This is a genomic window from Amycolatopsis oliviviridis, assembly GCF_014654365.1.
Lineage (GTDB): Bacteria > Actinomycetota > Actinomycetes > Mycobacteriales > Pseudonocardiaceae > Amycolatopsis > Amycolatopsis oliviviridis.
In genome coordinates, this window is record NZ_BNAY01000003.1 from 758,781 (window position 1) to 774,661 (window position 15,881).

Genomic DNA, 15,881 nt, shown 5'->3' on the forward strand with positions numbered 1-15,881 from the left:
GCCCACTGCGAGTGCTGCTCGTCGACGACGATCCGCTCGTCCGAACCGGCTTGTCGATGATCCTGTCCAGCACGGGCGACATCCAGGTCGTCGCGGAAGCGGGCGACGGGGACGAGGCCGTGCCGAAGGTGACCATGCACGCCCCCGACATCGTGCTGATGGACATCAGGATGCGGCGGATGAACGGCCTCGCCGCGACCGCGGCCGTCACCGCGCTGCCCAACCCGCCGAAGGTCCTCGTGCTGACCACCTACGACCTCGACGAATACGTCTTCGACGCGCTCGGCGCGGGCGCCAGCGGGTTCCTGCTGAAGGAAGGCTCGCCGCAGGAGATCATCGACGCGGTGCGCGTGGTCGCGGCGGGTGAGGCGATGCTGTCGCCGCGGACGACGCGGAAACTCATCGGGCATTTCGTCGCGACCCGGGTGAGCCCTCGCCGTCACCGTGCGCGGGCCGGGTTGAACACCCTGACCGAACGGGAACGGGAGATCGTCACCGCCGTCGCCCAGGGCTGGACCAACGCCGAGATCGGCGCGGAGCTGCATCTGAGCGAAGCGACGGTGAAGACCCACATCACCCGGATCTTCGCGAAACTCGACGCGACCAACCGGGTCCAGCTGACGATCTTCGCCTACGAAGCCGGGCTTGTGGCGCCCTGACGATCCGTCCCGAGCAGCCCGGCGACGACAGTCGCCCAGAGCACCACCGCACCGCCGAAGCCCGGCACGAGCTGCCACGCCGCCGTCCAGCCCGCGATCGCGAGCACGGCGGCCAAGACGGCGACGACGCACAGCAAGGCGCTCAGCACCAGGAAACGCCGCGAGCCGAACAACTTCGCGAACGGCAGGAAGTGCAAGCCGACCACGAAGAGCACCCATGCGGGCACGGCTTCCGGGAGTTCGAAGACCGCCGAGAGCACCCTCGCCCCGGCGAAGATCCCCACCAGCATGAGCAGAACGGCGATCCCGTACCGCTTGCCGAACGGGCTCTCTTCCCGGCCACCGCCCGCGGGCAGCCCGGCACCGCGGCGGGCGGTCAGCACGAGCCAGGCCCCGAATCCCAGCACCGCGGCGACGCCCACGACGACCAGCGCCGTCGATCCGCCGGAGACGGAGGAGGCACCGAAGAACCACCAAGCGGCCCCGAATCCCACTCCGATCGCGGAACTGATCAGCAACGTGATCAGATGCCCCTTGGTGAACTGTCCGTCCGTCATCTCTTCTGGGTCTCCTCCTCCCCCCGGCGGAACAGTACCTCGGGGAACTACGCGAGCCCGGCGAGGATCGCGGCCGCTTCCTGAGGGTGCATGAGGAAGCGGACGTGGCTGCTGTCGAGCGAACGCACGTCGGTCGGGTTGTCCGGGGTGAGCGCGTCCGCCTCCTTGATGAAACGGTCCTGCAGCGCGAGCGGCATCGACCGGTCCGCGGTGAGCCTGATGTAGGTGCGCGGGATCCGGCCCCAGGTGGCGGCGTCGGCGCGTTCGGTGCCCGCGTCGAGGCTCTCGTCCGGTTCGAGGGTGTTGAGGTAGGCGAAGAACTCCTGCTCCGTGCCGTCTTCGAGCATCGCGGTCTTGAGCGCGGCCAGCAGGGCGGGATCGGCCGTGCGCCAGTTCATCCGGAGCGCGCCGAGTTCGGCCGGGTTCGCGACGACGACCCCGCCGACGTCGTTGAGCGCGCTGCTCGCGTTCTCCGGTGCCTGCATGTACTCGCCCACCGTCGCGTCGACGCAGCACCACGCGGAGATGTAGACGATCCGGTCGATCAGGTCCGGGACGGCGTTGCCCGCCCCGGTGAGCGCGATCCCGCCGCGGCTGTGCCCGACCAGGATGACCGGCCCGTGCTCGGCGGCCTTGCGCACGACGTCCACCACATGCTCGACGACCTCGGCGGAGGAAACGCCTGCCTGGCTCGACGGCGCCGTGGCCAGCGTTCCCAGGTCCTGCGGTGCCTGGTAGGCCGCGTGGAAACCGGCGCTGAAGCCGTGGCCGGGAAGGTCGACGGCCAGCGTGCGGTGGCCGAGCAGGGCGAGTTCGCGTTGCAGCGGGTTCCAGGTGAACGAGTTGCTGTTGGAGCCGTGTACGAAAACATAAGTCGGTTTCACGGTTCGTATCCTGACATCCCGGCTTTGCCCGGATGGCCGCTCAGTCCGCGATGAACACCTGGCCCGCCCCGTCGAACCGGTAGCCGACCCCGCGCACCGTCGTGATCGGCGTCAGCGCGGGCTCCAGCTTCCCGCGGATCTTCCGGACGTGGACGTCCACGGTCCGCCCGTTCCCGCCGGACAGGCCCCATACCTGCGTCATCAGCGTGACGCGGTCGAAGACGCGGTCCGGATTCCGGCTCAGGAACAGGAGGAGGTCGAACTCCAGCCTGGTGAACTCCAGCACCTCACCGCGCAGCAGCACTTTCCGCGAATCCGGCTCGATCCGCAGTGGTGGCGTGGACTCGCCGAGCCGACGGCGTCGCCCGGCGAGTTCGACGACCTGACCGGAATTCGCCTCACCGGAGTGGAAAGTCCGTGCCGTCAGCGTCACGCCGACAGTGTCCTCAAAGGACTCAAGCAGACGCGCGGCGATCGCGGCGGCATGCTCTGAGTCGGTGCTCACCCGTAACGCCAGGGTCAACTCGACGGTCGGCTCTCCGCTCACCGCGACCGACTGGGTCATCTCACACCACCCGGACCGGATGCCGGACGACGGCGTCGAACAGGTAGCCCTGGGTGTTGAGCGGCGTGACGTCCGGCTGGGTGGCGCCGGTGATGTCCATGGCCCGTGCCCGTAGCGTGTGGACACCGGAAACGGTTGGGCGCCAAGGAATTTCCCAGCGTTGCCAACCCCGGTCCGCGGCCGCTCCCACGAACTTCGCCCGCCGCCAGCCGTCGCCCGCGTCGACTTCGACCCGCCGGATCCGGCCGGTGCCCGACCAGGACCGGCCCCGCAGGACGTGCCTGCCGCCGGCCGCGAACTCCGCGTTCCAGGCCAGTTCGAACGCACTCTTGACCACCTGGCCGGTCACGACCGTGCCCTTCGCCGGATAGCCCGGTCCGAGCAGCCGGTAGTACTGCGTGTTCCACGGCGACACCAGCGGCGTCTCCGAGACTTCGATGCGTCCCAGCCATTTGATCGACGAGATCCCGATCCAGGACGGCACGACGAGCCGGACCGGGTATCCGTGATCCGGTGGGAGCGGACGCCCGTTCATCTCGTAAGCCAGCAAGACGTCCTGGAGCGCTTTCGCGACCGGCAGCGGACGCCGCACCTTCCCGAGATTGGCCCCGCCGGTGACGTAGTCGGCGTCCAGCCCTTCCGGCAGGACGTCCACCGCGTGCCGGGTCAGCCCCGCCTTGGCCAGCACGGCGGAAAGCCGGACACCGCGCCAGCGCGCGACCCCGATCGCACCGAGCTTCCAGGCCGTGCCGGACACCGTCTGTCCTTGCTGGCTGGTGAAGTAGCTCCGGCCGTTGCCCGCGCATTCGATGGCCGAGGTGATCGTCTCCGAGGGCAGGCAGCGCAGATCGTGATAGCTGAATTCGACGGGCCGGTCCGCCGTCGGCGCACCGCGCAGCCCGGTTCCGAAAAGCTTCAAACGCCAAGTGCCGACGTCGATCGACGGGGTCGCGGTGTGGTTCCGCACGAAGAACCGTTCGACCGGTGTCAGGTAGCCCTGGCCGCTCAGCGCCTCCCAACGCGTCTCCGCGTTGGTGCCGTAGACCTCGAAGATCTCCGGCGGCAACGGCTTCACGATCGGCGCGGCGGCCGACGCCGTCCCTGCCGGAAGCGCTCCGAACGCGGTCAGCGCGAGCGATCCGCCAGCAGCCAGCCGAAGCATCCCGCGCCGCGATATCCCGTCGGCTCGCGCCTCCCCCGCACGCCACTGCGCGAGCCGTGTGCGGTCATAGGTGGCTTCGTCGGTCAGGCCGGTTCCGGTCATGCGGCTCATTGTCGGCAGCGGCCGTCCACCCGGACCAGCGCGTCCACAGAGCGGAACGTGTTGTGCCCCGGACGGGGATCGAACCCGCACTGTGTCGATTTTAAGTCGACTGCCTCTGCCAGTTGGGCTACCGGGGCACCGGCAAGCCTAGGCGATGGCCCTCAGCTAGCTGCATCAGTACGCCGATATTCGAGCCAGCGAAGTCCGAGTTCGTTCCAGACGGCCTGATACTCCTCGAACTTCTCGACGATCAGGCGGGGATCGACCTGATCGGGCGGGGTCGACGCGATGTAGAAGCTGAGTTCGTCGCGCAACCGGTAGAGCCGGAACTGAACTTCTTCCATCAGAACCCACAGGGAACGCCAGGCGAAGAAGGGCTCGAGCACGCTGATCACGGTCGTCACGGCCACGAGCGCGAAGGCGACACCGGTCCAGCCGTTGAGGTTCTGCAATCCGAGAATGATCGTGGACATCGCCGACAACGCGAGCAGCAGAAGCCTGATCGACACGGCGCGCCAGCGGAAGCGCTTCTTCCGGGAACGGGCGTGCGCGTTGTCGCGCTCGATCCGGTCCAGGACGTGTTTCGCCAGTTCTGCCGGAGCCAGGCCGGTGGCGAGTGGAACGGCGGGTACGGACTTCCGGAATGCCTGCACCGAAACACCCTAAACGCGGTGAAGGCCTCCTTCCCTACGCTGAAAGCAGGGAAGGAGGCCTTCACGGCGTTCTGCGAATCAGGACTTCGAGAGCCTGTCGAACTCCTCGCGCGGGTTGTTGATCTGGCCGAGCGAGATGACCTCGCGCCGGAACAGGCCGCCGAGCATCCAGTCGAACAGGATGCGGATCTTGCGGTTCCACGTCGGCATCGCCTTGAGGTGGTACGCGCGGTGGAAGAGCCAGGCCGGGAAGCCCTTGATCTTCAGGTTCAGCGCGTCGGCGACACCCTTGTGCAGGCCGAGGCTGGCCACCGCACCCAGGTTCTTGTGGTAGTAGTCCTTCGGCTTGCCGCCGCGGATCACCTTGATGATGTTCTTCGACAGCAGGCGCGCCTGGCGAACGGCGTGCTGCGCGTTCGGCGGGCAGGTCGCGGTCGGGTCCTGCTCGGTGCGCGAGAGGTCCGGCACGGCGGCGTTGTCACCGGCGGTCCAGACGTCGGGGTGCCCGACGACCTGCATCGCGGCGGTGGCCTCGACACGGCCGCGCTTGTCCAGCGGCAGGTCCGAGCTGGCGAGCACCGGGTTCGCCTTCACACCGGCGGTCCAGATGATCGTGTCGGTGTCGAACTCGGTGCCGTCCGAGAGCACGACGTGACCGTTCTCGAACGACTTCGCCGCTGTCGACAAATAGACTTCGATGCCGCGCTTTTCGAGCTGCTCGACGGTGTACACACCGAGCGTCTCGCGCACCTCGGGAAGGATCCGCCCGGCCGCCTCGACGAGCACCCAGCGGATGTCCTCGACCTTGAGGTTCGGGTAGTAGTTCTCCACCGCGAAGCGGGTCATGTCCTCGAGCTCGGCGAGCGCCTCGATACCGGCGAACCCACCGCCGACGACAGTGAACGTCAGCAGGCGCTTGCGCTGCTCGGGGTCGAGCGTGCTGGCGGCCTCGTCCAGCTTCGTCATGACGTGGTTACGCAGGTAGATCGCCTCGCCGATGGTCTTGAAGGCGATGCCTTCCTCGACCAGGCCCGGGATCGGCAGGATGCGCGCCACGGCGCCGAGGGCGACCACGAGGACGTCGTAGTTCAGCTGCTCGACGTGCCCGTCGGCGGCCTCGACCGTCACGGCCTTGCGCTCGTGCTCGATCTTCGTCACGCGCGCGGTGAGCACGTGGCAGCGCTTGAGCACGCGCCTCAGCGGCACGACCACGTGCCGCGGTTCGATCGCACCGGCCGCCGCCTCGGGCAGGAAGGGGGCATAGGTCATGTGCGGCTGCGGATCAACGACCGTCACGGACGCTTCGTTGGCCCGGAGCATCTTTTGGAGCCCGTACGCCGTGTAGAGCCCGACGTACCCACCACCGAGGACGAGGATCCGTGTCGGTTCCGACTTAACACCAGCCATATTTCTATAGTCGCACCCATCAGCTGAGATCGCTCGTGTACCCCATCCCGCTGTGACCAGCGTCGCCACGGTTTCCGCACCGATTCAGTTCAGCCCGGCCACCGAGGTCGCGGAGGCCAGGACATCGCACACCATGTCAAGCGTCAGCCTGCCGGTCTGGACATTGCGCTGCGACACGTGGTAGCAGCCGAAAAGGCGCAGGTCGCCGAGTTCCACTTCGGCACCGTGGCCGAATTTCGGGCGTGGCGCGGGCACCGGCCAGCCGGCCTCGGCGAGCACCGGCAGCAGCGCCTGCCAGCCGAAGGCGCCGAGCACCACGACGGCCTTCAGCGTCGGCTTCAGCAATCCGAGCTCGGCCGCGAGCCAGGATCGGCAGGTATCCCGTTCCTCAGGTGTGGGCTTGTTGGCGGGTGGCGCGCATCTCACCGGGGCGACCATCCGCGTGCCCCGCAGTTCGAGGCCGTCGCCCATTCGGGTCGACGTCGGCTGCGAAGCGACACCGACCCGGTGAAGCGCCTTGAACAAGACGTCACCGGACGGGTCACCGGTGAACATGCGCCCGGTCCGGTTCGCGCCATGCGCCGAAGGGGCCAAGCCGACGATGGCCAGCGACGCGTCCGGCGGGCCGAATCCGGGCACCGGCCGGGCCCAGTAGGTCTCGCCGGCGAAGGCCGCGCGTTTGACCACGGCGATCTCCTCGCGCCACGCGACCAGCCGCGGGCAGGCACGGCAGCCGACGACCTCGGCGTCGAGTTCGGCGAGGGAATTGAACCTCACAGCGCCTCCTTCAACGCGTCACGGGCGAGGCGGTCGGCGTGCCGGGTCGTCTCCGGCTGACGGAACGAGGGACACAGCCGCAGCACCTGACGGCACGCGTTGTCCAGCGAGATCTTGTGGCCGACGGAGACGTAAACGGGTTTCACGCCGTCCTGGGTACGCAGGACGGCGCCGACGACCTCGCCGTCGTCCAGCAGGGGCGCCTGTGACCCGCGTTCCGCGCCGGGCTCGTCGTGCTCGCCGATGAACCGGGTCTTGCCGACTCCGATGGACGGCAGACCGGTCACGACGCCGACGTGGCAGGCCAGCCCGAAGCGACGCGGATGAGCCAGCCCATGCCCGTCGCAGACCAGGAGGTCCGGGACGTGTTCGAGCGCGCGGAGGGCGTCGAGCAGCGGGGGCAGCTCACGGAAGGCGAACAGGCCCGGTTCGTACGGGAACGAGACCTCGGAAACGACGGAGCGCTTTTCCACGACGCGGAATCCGGTGGTTTCGAGCGTGACAGCGGCGGCGGCGATGAGGCCACTGTCCTCGTCGTAAGCGACGTCCAGGCCGGTGACCGTGACGATCTCTTGTGGACCGCGATCCTCGCGATCGACCAGGCCACGCAGGGCTTCCTGGATCTCGATCGCCTGGCGTGGCGTGTTCGGGCGATCATGCGCCGTGACGATGTCCACCCGTACAGACTGCCAGTAAGTTGGGGGCATGCCGGACACCAATCCCGATGAGAAGGCCGCCGACGAGAAGGACACCCCGTCGGTGGAAACCAAGGTCGAGCCGACCGACGACCTGGTCGCCACGAAGCACACGCTGACGCTCAAGCGGCGCAAGCTCGCCTATACCGCCCGGACCGGGCGGATCGTGCTGCGGAAGGAGGTCGTCACCGACGGGAAGTCCGAAGGCCACAAGGCCAAGGCCGAGGTGTTCGTGACCGCCTACACGCTCGACGACGCGGAACCCGGCACGCGCCCGGTCACCTTCGCGTTCAACGGCGGCCCCGGCTCGGCGAGCGTCTGGCTGCACATGGGCCTGCTCGGGCCGCGCCGCGTGCTGTCCGGCGATGTCGACGACCCGGTCGCGCCGCCCTACGGGCTGACCGACAACCAGGAAACCCTGCTGGCGCACAGCGACCTGGTGTTCATCGACCCGGTGTCGACCGGCTACTCACGTGCCGTGGACGGCGAGAAGGCCAAGGACTACCACGGGTTCACCGCCGACATCGAGTCCATCGGCGAGGTCATCCGGCTGTGGGTGTCACGGGAAAAGCGCTGGCTCTCGCCGAAGTTCCTCGCGGGCGAGTCGTACGGCACGCTCCGCGCGGCCGGGCTGGCGTCGCATCTGCAGGAACGCCACGGGATGTACCTGAACGGGCTCCTGCTGATCTCGTCGGTGCTGGACCTGGGCACGCTGCGGTTCACCGAGGGCAACGACCTGCCGTACTCGCTGTACGTGCCGACGTACGCGGCGATCGCGCACTACCACGGTTTGCACGGCGACCGTCCGCTCGACGATGTCCTCGCCGACGCCGAGGACTTCGCCGCCAAGGAACTCCCCTGGGCCCTCGCACGCGGCGCCCGTCTGTCCACACAGGATCGCGCTGAAGCGGTGGCGACCCTCGCTTCCCTTACCGGGCTGAGTGAGTCCTATGTGGATCGTGTCAACCTTCGGATCGAGCATGTCCGGTACTTCACCGAGCTGTTGCGGGACAAGGGCCTCGTCGTCGGCCGGATGGACGGCCGGTTCACCACCTGGGAACCCGACGGCGGCCGCGAGCACATGAGCGACGACCCGTCGATCTCGCGGATCATCGGCGCCTACACGGGCGGGCTGAACCACTACGTGCGCGACGAACTCGGCTACGAGAACGACCTGCCGTACGAGATCCTCTCGACGGACGTCTTCAAAGCCTGGTCGTACTCCGACTTCGAGGGTCGCTCGGTGTCCTCTGTGGACTCGCTGGCCTCGGCCATGCGGGCGAACCCGCACCTTCGGGTGCATGTCGCCTTCGGTCACTACGATGGCGCGACGCCGTACTTCGCTTCGGAGCACGTGTTGGCGCGTCTGCAGATTCCCGAGGAGCTGCGGGAGAACATCGACACGGCGTACTACCCGGCGGGGCACATGATGTACGTGCACGAGGAGTCGCGGGTGCGGCAGGCGAAGGACCTGGCGAAGTTCATCAAGGCCGCCTCCGGGAAGTAGCCCGCCCCGTTCACGTCCTGCCAAGAACGCTATGAACGGTCCGTTCCTTGCAAATTTTGCAAGGAACGGACCGTTCATGGCATTCGGGCGCCGAGTTCTGTCGGACCCGCCGAGCACCATGTCGGCATGTACCTATCTAGAGCTCCGCTTACGGACTCCCACTTACGTCAACACAGTCGGCACGGCGTCATCCGCGTAGCGACCCTGGAGAAACTTGGGGTCACGCAAAGCACGTCGTATCGAAGATGCCAGCCCGGCGGAAGGTGGACACACCTACTGCCGGGCATCGTCCTTCTTTCGAAGGAACAACCCACGGCCAGGCAAAGGATCGAAGCCGCACTGCTACTCATCGACGACCTGGGGGTCGTCACCGGCTTCGAGGCCGCACGAAGGTACGGCCTGCGGCAGGCCGGCCCCCACGGAACCGTCCACGTTCTCATTCCCGAACAGCGCAAAGTGCGAAGCGTCAAGTTCGCGATCATCGAGAGAACGATCGTCATGCCGGAACGGCGAGTGATCGAAGGGGTCCCGCTTGCCGCTCCGGCTCGGGCGGTCCTGGACGGAGTGAGACGCATACGCGACCTCGACCCAGTGCGATCCTTGCTGATCGAAACCGTCGAGGCGGGCCTGTGCTCGGTCGGTGAACTGAGCGCCGAACTCGAGTCGGGCAGCAGACGGGGAACCGCACTCCCCCGTGCCGTACTTCGAGAGCTCGCGGCCGAAGTCAAGTCTGTACCCGAGGCCGAAGCACTGGCGATCTGGAAGAGGGCGCAGCTGCCTCCAGCCGAGCAGAATGTCACGATCCTCGACGCTTTCGGCAACTACGTCGGCAAGCCCGACTCATGGTGCGACGAACTCGCCTTGGCGTGGGAAATCGATTCGTATGCCTTCCACTTCGGCAGGGAGGCATACAGGAAGACCCTCCACCGCAACAACCGATACGCGGCCGCAGGGATCGTCGTCGTGCAGACGTTGCCGTCCCGGATTCGCGAGGAACCAGAGAAGGTCATCGCCGAACTCCGCGCCGCGGCCACGGCCGCAGCAAGTCGCCCGAGACCGGCTGTGTCTGTAGTCCGCTCCGATGAGGCTGCATGACGACCGGCCCGTAACGCTATGAACGGTCCGTTCATTGCAAATTTTGCAAGGAACGGACCGTTCATAGCACTTGAGGGACCGAGGGATCAGCCTCGCAGGTACTGAGCACCCCGCGTGACGGCCGACCAGGCGTCAACGGCCCCATGGCCGTAGAAGCCGTTGAAGGAAGCGTCACCGGTGCAGGTCGCGGTGAACGACGCGTCCCGGCCTTCCTTCAGGTAGTCGACGGTCCGCGGCGTCGGGCAGGCGATGTCCGACGCCGTGCCTTCGAGCACTCGCTGCACGGCGTCCGGGTTCATCCCGAAGTCGCGCGACCCCTTGCCGTACTGCGAAACGATGAGCGCGGCGACACCGGTCGCGTGCGGCGACGCCATCGACGTCCCCTGCAGCCACTGGTAGTAGCCGACGCGGCCATCGGCGGCGGTCGCCTTCTGGACACCGGCGGTGACACCGGCGGGCGTGATGTTCCCGGCCGCGTCGATGGTGCCTTCCGCGACGCCGACGTTCCGCGGGTACGTCGAGAGGATCTGGTTCTCGACCGTGCGGTACCACGGGGTGCCGAAGTAGTCACGGAAGTAGCCGCCGGGAGCGGAGACCGAGATCTGCTCGACGCCGTAGTTCGAGTAGTCCGCCTTCGCCTGCGAAGGACCGAAGGACGAGACACCGATCGTGTGCGGGCCTTCGATGGGCAGCGAGAGGCAGCTGTTGTCGATCTGCCGCGGGTGCGCGCTGTTCGACGGGTAGCCCGGGCTCGACGCGTCCGGCTGCGGGGCGGCGAGGTCGCTGTGCTGGTTGCCCAGCGAGACGACCTGCGTGACGCCCTTGCGGTGCGCGTAGTTCAGCGCGCGGGTCGTCGCCTCGATGATGGTGCGCTGCTCCGCCTGCTGCTCCGGGGTGTCCGCGGGGTTCGCGGCGCAGTTGTACAGCCACGGGTCCGTGAAGAAGCTCATGTTGACGACGTCGATACCGGCGTCACCGGCGTAGGTGATCGCGTCCACGGTCGACTGCAGGAAGAAGAAACCCGAGTCCTGCCCGGCACGGATGTTCACCAGCGTCACGTTCGGCGCGACGCCCGAGACACCGAAACCGTTCGCGGCGGCGCCGATGGTGCCGGCGACGTGCGTGCCGTGCCCGTTGTCGTCGTGGTCCACCGGGTCGACACAGCCGCGGTATTCACACGGACCGTCGACGACGGCGCCGTTGACGTCGGAGACGATGTCCTTCGTGAAGTTCCGCGACGCCGCGCGGTCGAAGTTCGGCGCGATGTCCGGGTGGCTCGCGTCGACGCCGGTGTCGATGATGCCGACCTTCACCCGCTTGTCGCCGGGCTGCTTGGTGCGCGAGAGGTCCGAGCGGACCGACTTGAGACCCCAGAGCTGATCGTCGAGCGGGTCCATGCCGACAGATTGCGCCTGCGCCGGCTTCTTGGCAGGCGCCGCGCCGCGGCTCTCCTTCTCGACGACGTTCGGCTTGACCTTCGCCTTTCCGTCCTTCGGCGCGGTGCCGATCGGCTTCGCTTTGGCCGCACCGAAAACCGAGCGGTCGGCGGACACGCGTTCGGCGAAGCCGTTGGCGGGCGCGGTCGCGGTGATCAGGCCGACAGCGGCGTTGCTGGTCACGACGGTGCCCCCGGCGGCGCGGATCGCCCTTTCCACCGACGCGACGCTTTGGCCTTCACGCGCCAGGACGGAGAATTCGGTCGCGGTCCCGGAAAGCGCGGGTTGCGCTGATGCCACCGGAGCAGCGGCGATCGCGCCGAACAGCGGTACCGCCAGTGCGATGACGAGAGATCTGGGCTTTTTCACTTCCTGCCTCCTGAAGAAACGATTCACGCAAACTACGTCAGCGTTCTCCGCTAATCAACGAAGTCCCTACGAAAGTCAGGGGACGACGGTTTTCTCCTCCGCGAAATGACAGGCGGACAAATGCCCACCGGACCGGGTGATCAATTCGGGCTCCTGATCCGCGCAAATGTCCTGCGCCTTCCAGCACCGCGTGCGGAACCGGCAGCCCGACGGCGGATCCAGCGGGCTGGGCACGTCGCCTTCCAGGCGGATCACCTGCCGCTGCCCGCGCAACGCCGGATCCGCGACCGGCACCGCGGACAGCAGCGCCTGCGTGTACGGATGCGACGGGTGTTCGTAGATCTCCTCTTCCGTCCCCATTTCCACGATCTTGCCGAGATACATCACCGCGACTCGCGTGGAAAGGTGACGGACAACGGACAGGTCGTGTGCGATGAAAACGTAGGAAAGGCCGAATTCCTTCTGCAGTTCACCGAGCAGGTTCATCACCTGCGCCTGGATCGAAACGTCCAGCGCGGAAACCGGTTCGTCGCAGATGATGACCTTCGGCCGCAACGCCAGCGCCCGCGCGATCCCGATGCGCTGCCGCTGCCCGCCGGAGAACTGGTGCGGATAGCGGTTGATGTGCTCGGGATTCAGCCCGACGACGTCGAGCAGCTCCCGCACCTTCGCCGCCCGCGATCCCTTCGGCGCCACCTCGGTGTGGATCTCGAACGGTTCGCCGATGATGTCGCCGACCGTCATCCTCGGGTTCAGCGAGGTGTACGGATCCTGCAGCACGATCTGGATCTCGCGCCGCAGCTTCCTGAGTTCGGCTCCCCGCAGGGCGAAGATGTCGCGGCCTTCGAAGGTCGCGAGCCCGCCCGTGGGTTCCTCCAGGCGCATCAGCACCTGGGCCAGCGTGGACTTGCCGCAGCCGGATTCCCCCACCACACCGAGTGTTTCCCCCGGCATGAGATCGAAGGAAACGCCGTCGACGGCCTTCACGTGACCGATCGTGCGCTTGAAGAGGATCCCCGCTCGCACGGGGAAGTACTTCACCAGGTTCTCGACCCGCAGGATGGGCTCAGACACGGCCACTCACCACCTCGTCGGCGAAGTGGCAGGCGCTGACCCGGCCGAAACCGAGCGTGTGCAGGGCGGGCCGTTCGGACTCGCACCGGCTCTCCGCCCGCGGACAGCGCGGATGGAACGGGCAGCCGGGCGGGACGTTCAGCAGGCTCGGTGGCAGGCCCTTGATGGTCTCCAGCGTCTGCCCTTTGAGGTCGAGCCGCGGCAGCGAGGCCATCAGCGCCTCGGTGTAGGGATGCCCCGGCGAGCGGAACAACTCGGTGACGTCGGCCTGTTCGACGATCCGGCCCGCGTACATCACGGCGATCCGGTCGGCGACCTCGGCGACCACCGCCAGGTCGTGGGTGATCAGGATCAGCCCCATCCGCCGTTCGGCCTGGATCTCCGCCAGCAGGTCCATGATCTGGGCTTGCACGGTGACGTCGAGCGCGGTCGTCGGCTCGTCCGCGATCAGCAGATCGGGGTCGAGCGCGAGCGACATGGCGATCATCGCGCGCTGCCGCATCCCGCCCGAGAACTGGTGCGGGTACTCGCGGACCCGGCGGGCGGCGGCGGGGATGCGCACGATGTCGAGCAGTTCGATCGCCCGTTTGCGGGCGTCCTTTTTGGACATCCCGAGGCGGACCCGCAACTGCTCTTCGATCTGGAATCCCACGGTGAAGACGGGATTCAGCGCGGAAAGCGCGTCCTGGAAGATCATCGCGATCTCCCCGCCCCGCACCTCACGGCGCCGTTCTTCGGTGGCGGTGAGCAGATCCTCGCCGCGGTAGCGGACGGCGCCGCCGGTGACGACGGCGGGCGGGCTGTCGAGGATGCCCATCACCGTCTGCGCGGTGACGCTCTTGCCCGAACCCGATTCTCCCAGCACGGCGAGGGTTTCCCCGGCGTGCACGGAGTAGTCGACCCCGTTGAGCACGGTCGCGACGCCGTCGGACGTGCGGAATTCGACGTGGAGGTCTTCCACCTCTAGCAGCAATTCGTCGGACACAGCCGATCACCGGGCCTTCGGGTCGAGCGCGTCGCGGATCCCGTCACCGAGCATGACGAACGCGAGCACGGTGATGGTGACGAAGCCGGCGGGGAACAGCAGCATGTGCGGGTTCACCCGGAAGTAGTCCCGCGCGTCGCTGATCATCACACCCCACGAGACGACCGGTGGCCGCACGCCGACGCCGAGGTACGCCAGTGTCGCCTCCGCGCCGATGAACGCACCGAGCGCGATGGTCCCGTAGACCAGCACCGGCGCGACGGTGTTGGGCAGCAGGTGCCGGAACACGATGCGCGGCGTGCTCGCGCCGAGCCCGCGCGCGGCCTTGACGTAGTCGAGTTGTTTGGCCACCAGCGTCGCCGACCGCATGATGCGCATCGCCACCGGCCAGCTCAGCGCCGCGATCGACACGACCACCTGCACGATGATCGTGACCGCGCCGGGGTTCGAGCCGGGGGCGTTGAACGTGGTCAGGATGACGATCGCGCCGAGCACGAACGGCAGCGCCGCGAAGATGTCGCCCACCCGCGAGAACAGGCTGTCGACGAGGCGGCCGTAATACCCGGCGACGATCCCGACCACCGAGCCGATCAGGATCGTCAGCACCGTCGCGAACACACCGACCAGCAGTGACGCCCGCGCGCCGTGGATGGTCCGCGCGTAGACGTCGTAACCCTGGTTGTCGTAACCGAACCAGGCGTCCGCGGACGGTCCTTCGTTGGCGTGGAGCAGATCGCTGTACCCGGCGGGCCGGGAACTGAACAGGTCGGGCGCGATCGCGATGAGCACGACGAGCGCGATGATGACGGCGGAGATGATGAACGACGGCCGCTTGCGCAGCATCCGCCAGGCGTCGCCGCCGAGGCTGCGCGGTTTGTGCGCCGTCGCGGAATCGTCGGCGACACCGGCGCTCGCGACGTCCACAGAGGACACGCCACCGGCCACATTGGGGTCAGTCATAACGGATCCTCGGGTCGAGAACGGCGTAGAGCAGGTCGACGATGAGACTCACCAGCAGGTAGACCACCACCAGCAGGACGACGACGCCGGTGACGGTGGCGCCCTCCCGGTTCTGGATACCGCGGAAGATGAGCCCGCCGATGCCGTTGATGTTGAACACGCCTTCGGTGACGATGGCCCCGCCCATGAGCGCGCCGATGTCGGTGCCGATGAAGGTCAGCACCGGGATCACCGAGTTCCGGAGCAGGTGCACCCCGACGACCCGGCTGCGCGGCTGGCCTTTCGCGACCGCCGTGCGGACGTAGTCGGCGTGCCGGTTCTCGGCGATGCTCGTTCTGGTCAACCGGGCGATATAGGCCATGGACAGGCTGCCGAGCGCGATTCCGGGCACGATCAGTTCGCCGACCGTGGCGTCCTCGGACACGCTCGCGTCGATGATGCCCAGTTCCGAACCGAGGACGATCTGGAGCACGATCGCGGTGACGAACACCGGGATCGAGATCAGGAACGTGGTGGACATCAGGACGAGGTTGTCGAGGAAACCCTTGCCGCGCAGGCCGGTCAGGATGCCCGCGGACAGGCCGATGATCGCTTCGATGGCCACCGCGATGAGCGCGAGCCGGACGGTCACCGGATAGGCGTTCCCGATCAGCTCGCCGACCGAGACACCGTTGAAGGTCTCGCCCCAGTCGCCGGTAAACAGGTTGCCGAGGTACTTGAAGTACTGGACGAAGATCGAATCGTCGAGGTTGAACTTGTCGGTCATCATCTCGATGTAGGCGGGCGGGCAGGCGACCTGACCGCATTTGCCGGCGAACGGGTCACCGGGCACCGCCCACACGAGGGCGTAGATGAGGAACGTGGTGCCGAAGAAGACCGGGATGAGTTGGAGTAGGCGTCGAAGGATGTACTGGGGCATGGGCGTGCCGTCCTGGGATCGCGTGGTGGGAGCCGTGGGTCCGCACCGGCCGGGAACGGAGCGCTCCCGGCCGGT

16 protein-coding genes and 1 tRNA gene are annotated in these 15,881 nt (G+C 67.4%); 3 read left to right on the forward strand and 14 right to left on the reverse strand.

Translation table 11 applies throughout. The annotated features are described in order from the left end of the window. Positions 1-11: 11 nt before the first annotated feature. Positions 12-659, forward strand: a complete 648-nt coding sequence (locus IE302_RS16665; RefSeq protein WP_191255639.1) for a response regulator — start codon at positions 12-14, stop codon at positions 657-659. Here IE302_RS16665 and IE302_RS16670 read toward each other — a convergent pair. From IE302_RS16670 to nfi, 9 genes are all read right to left on the reverse strand, one after another. After that, positions 632-1,216 (reverse strand): DUF7010 family protein, encoded by a 585-nt coding sequence (locus tag IE302_RS16670; protein ID WP_191255397.1) that lies wholly within the window; start codon positions 1,214-1,216, stop codon positions 632-634. The genes IE302_RS16665 and IE302_RS16670 overlap by 28 nt on opposite strands. Positions 1,217-1,263: 47 nt before the next feature. Next, positions 1,264-2,100 carry an alpha/beta fold hydrolase gene (locus IE302_RS16675; protein WP_191255398.1) on the reverse strand — a complete coding sequence of 279 codons (837 nt, stop codon included), beginning with the start codon at positions 2,098-2,100 and terminating at the stop codon, positions 1,264-1,266. 40 nt (positions 2,101-2,140) lie between these two features. Further along, on the reverse strand, positions 2,141-2,665 hold the full coding sequence (locus tag IE302_RS16680) for a winged helix-turn-helix domain-containing protein (RefSeq protein WP_191255399.1): 525 nt from the start codon (positions 2,663-2,665) through the stop codon (positions 2,141-2,143). A gap of 1 nt (position 2,666) precedes the next feature. Further along, a complete protein-coding gene (locus IE302_RS16685; RefSeq protein ID WP_191255400.1) occupies positions 2,667-3,929 on the reverse strand; it encodes a sulfite oxidase in 1,263 nt (420 codons plus the stop codon). Between the two features lie 63 nt (positions 3,930-3,992). Next, a tRNA-Leu gene (locus IE302_RS16690) sits at positions 3,993-4,066 on the reverse strand. Between the two features lie 24 nt (positions 4,067-4,090). Then, complete coding sequence (locus IE302_RS16695) at positions 4,091-4,582, reverse strand: SLATT domain-containing protein (protein WP_191255401.1); 492 nt, start codon at positions 4,580-4,582, stop codon at positions 4,091-4,093. Positions 4,583-4,660: 78 nt separating this feature from the next. Next, positions 4,661-5,989 carry an NAD(P)/FAD-dependent oxidoreductase gene (locus IE302_RS16700; RefSeq protein ID WP_005155795.1) on the reverse strand — a complete coding sequence of 443 codons (1,329 nt, stop codon included), beginning with the start codon at positions 5,987-5,989 and terminating at the stop codon, positions 4,661-4,663. Positions 5,990-6,073: 84 nt separating this feature from the next. Next, positions 6,074-6,766: a uracil-DNA glycosylase gene (locus tag IE302_RS16705; protein WP_191255402.1), complete on the reverse strand. Its 693-nt coding sequence runs from the start codon at positions 6,764-6,766 to the stop codon at positions 6,074-6,076. Then, positions 6,763-7,443: a deoxyribonuclease V gene (gene nfi, locus IE302_RS16710; protein ID WP_191255403.1), complete on the reverse strand. Its 681-nt coding sequence runs from the start codon at positions 7,441-7,443 to the stop codon at positions 6,763-6,765. The genes IE302_RS16705 and nfi overlap by 4 nt, the downstream gene beginning before the upstream one ends. Before the next feature lie 28 nt (positions 7,444-7,471). Here nfi and IE302_RS16715 point away from each other — a divergent pair, with 28 nt between their 5' ends. Both IE302_RS16715 and IE302_RS16720 read left to right on the forward strand, forming a co-directional pair. After that, positions 7,472-8,968, forward strand: a complete 1,497-nt coding sequence (locus IE302_RS16715; protein WP_191255404.1) for a S10 family peptidase — start codon at positions 7,472-7,474, stop codon at positions 8,966-8,968. 126 nt (positions 8,969-9,094) lie between these two features. Further along, entirely contained in the window at positions 9,095-10,063 is a 969-nt protein-coding gene (locus tag IE302_RS16720) for a hypothetical protein (RefSeq protein WP_191255405.1), read from the forward strand. Between the two features lie 86 nt (positions 10,064-10,149). Here IE302_RS16720 and IE302_RS16725 read toward each other — a convergent pair whose 3' ends face one another. The 5 genes from IE302_RS16725 to IE302_RS16745 form a co-directional block, all read right to left on the reverse strand. Further along, positions 10,150-11,868: a S8 family serine peptidase gene (locus IE302_RS16725; RefSeq protein WP_191255406.1), complete on the reverse strand. Its 1,719-nt coding sequence runs from the start codon at positions 11,866-11,868 to the stop codon at positions 10,150-10,152. A gap of 75 nt (positions 11,869-11,943) precedes the next feature. Next, entirely contained in the window at positions 11,944-12,942 is a 999-nt protein-coding gene (locus IE302_RS16730; protein ID WP_191255407.1) for an ABC transporter ATP-binding protein, read from the reverse strand. Continuing rightward, complete coding sequence (locus tag IE302_RS16735) at positions 12,935-13,927, reverse strand: ABC transporter ATP-binding protein (protein ID WP_191255408.1); 993 nt, start codon at positions 13,925-13,927, stop codon at positions 12,935-12,937. The genes IE302_RS16730 and IE302_RS16735 overlap by 8 nt, the downstream gene beginning before the upstream one ends. A 6-nt stretch (positions 13,928-13,933) precedes the next feature. Next, positions 13,934-14,887, reverse strand: coding sequence for an ABC transporter permease (locus tag IE302_RS16740; RefSeq protein WP_191255409.1), 954 nt, complete (start codon positions 14,885-14,887; stop codon positions 13,934-13,936). Beyond that, entirely contained in the window at positions 14,880-15,806 is a 927-nt protein-coding gene (locus IE302_RS16745) for an ABC transporter permease (protein ID WP_191255410.1), read from the reverse strand. The genes IE302_RS16740 and IE302_RS16745 overlap by 8 nt, the downstream gene beginning before the upstream one ends. Between the last annotated feature and the right edge of the window lie 75 nt (positions 15,807-15,881).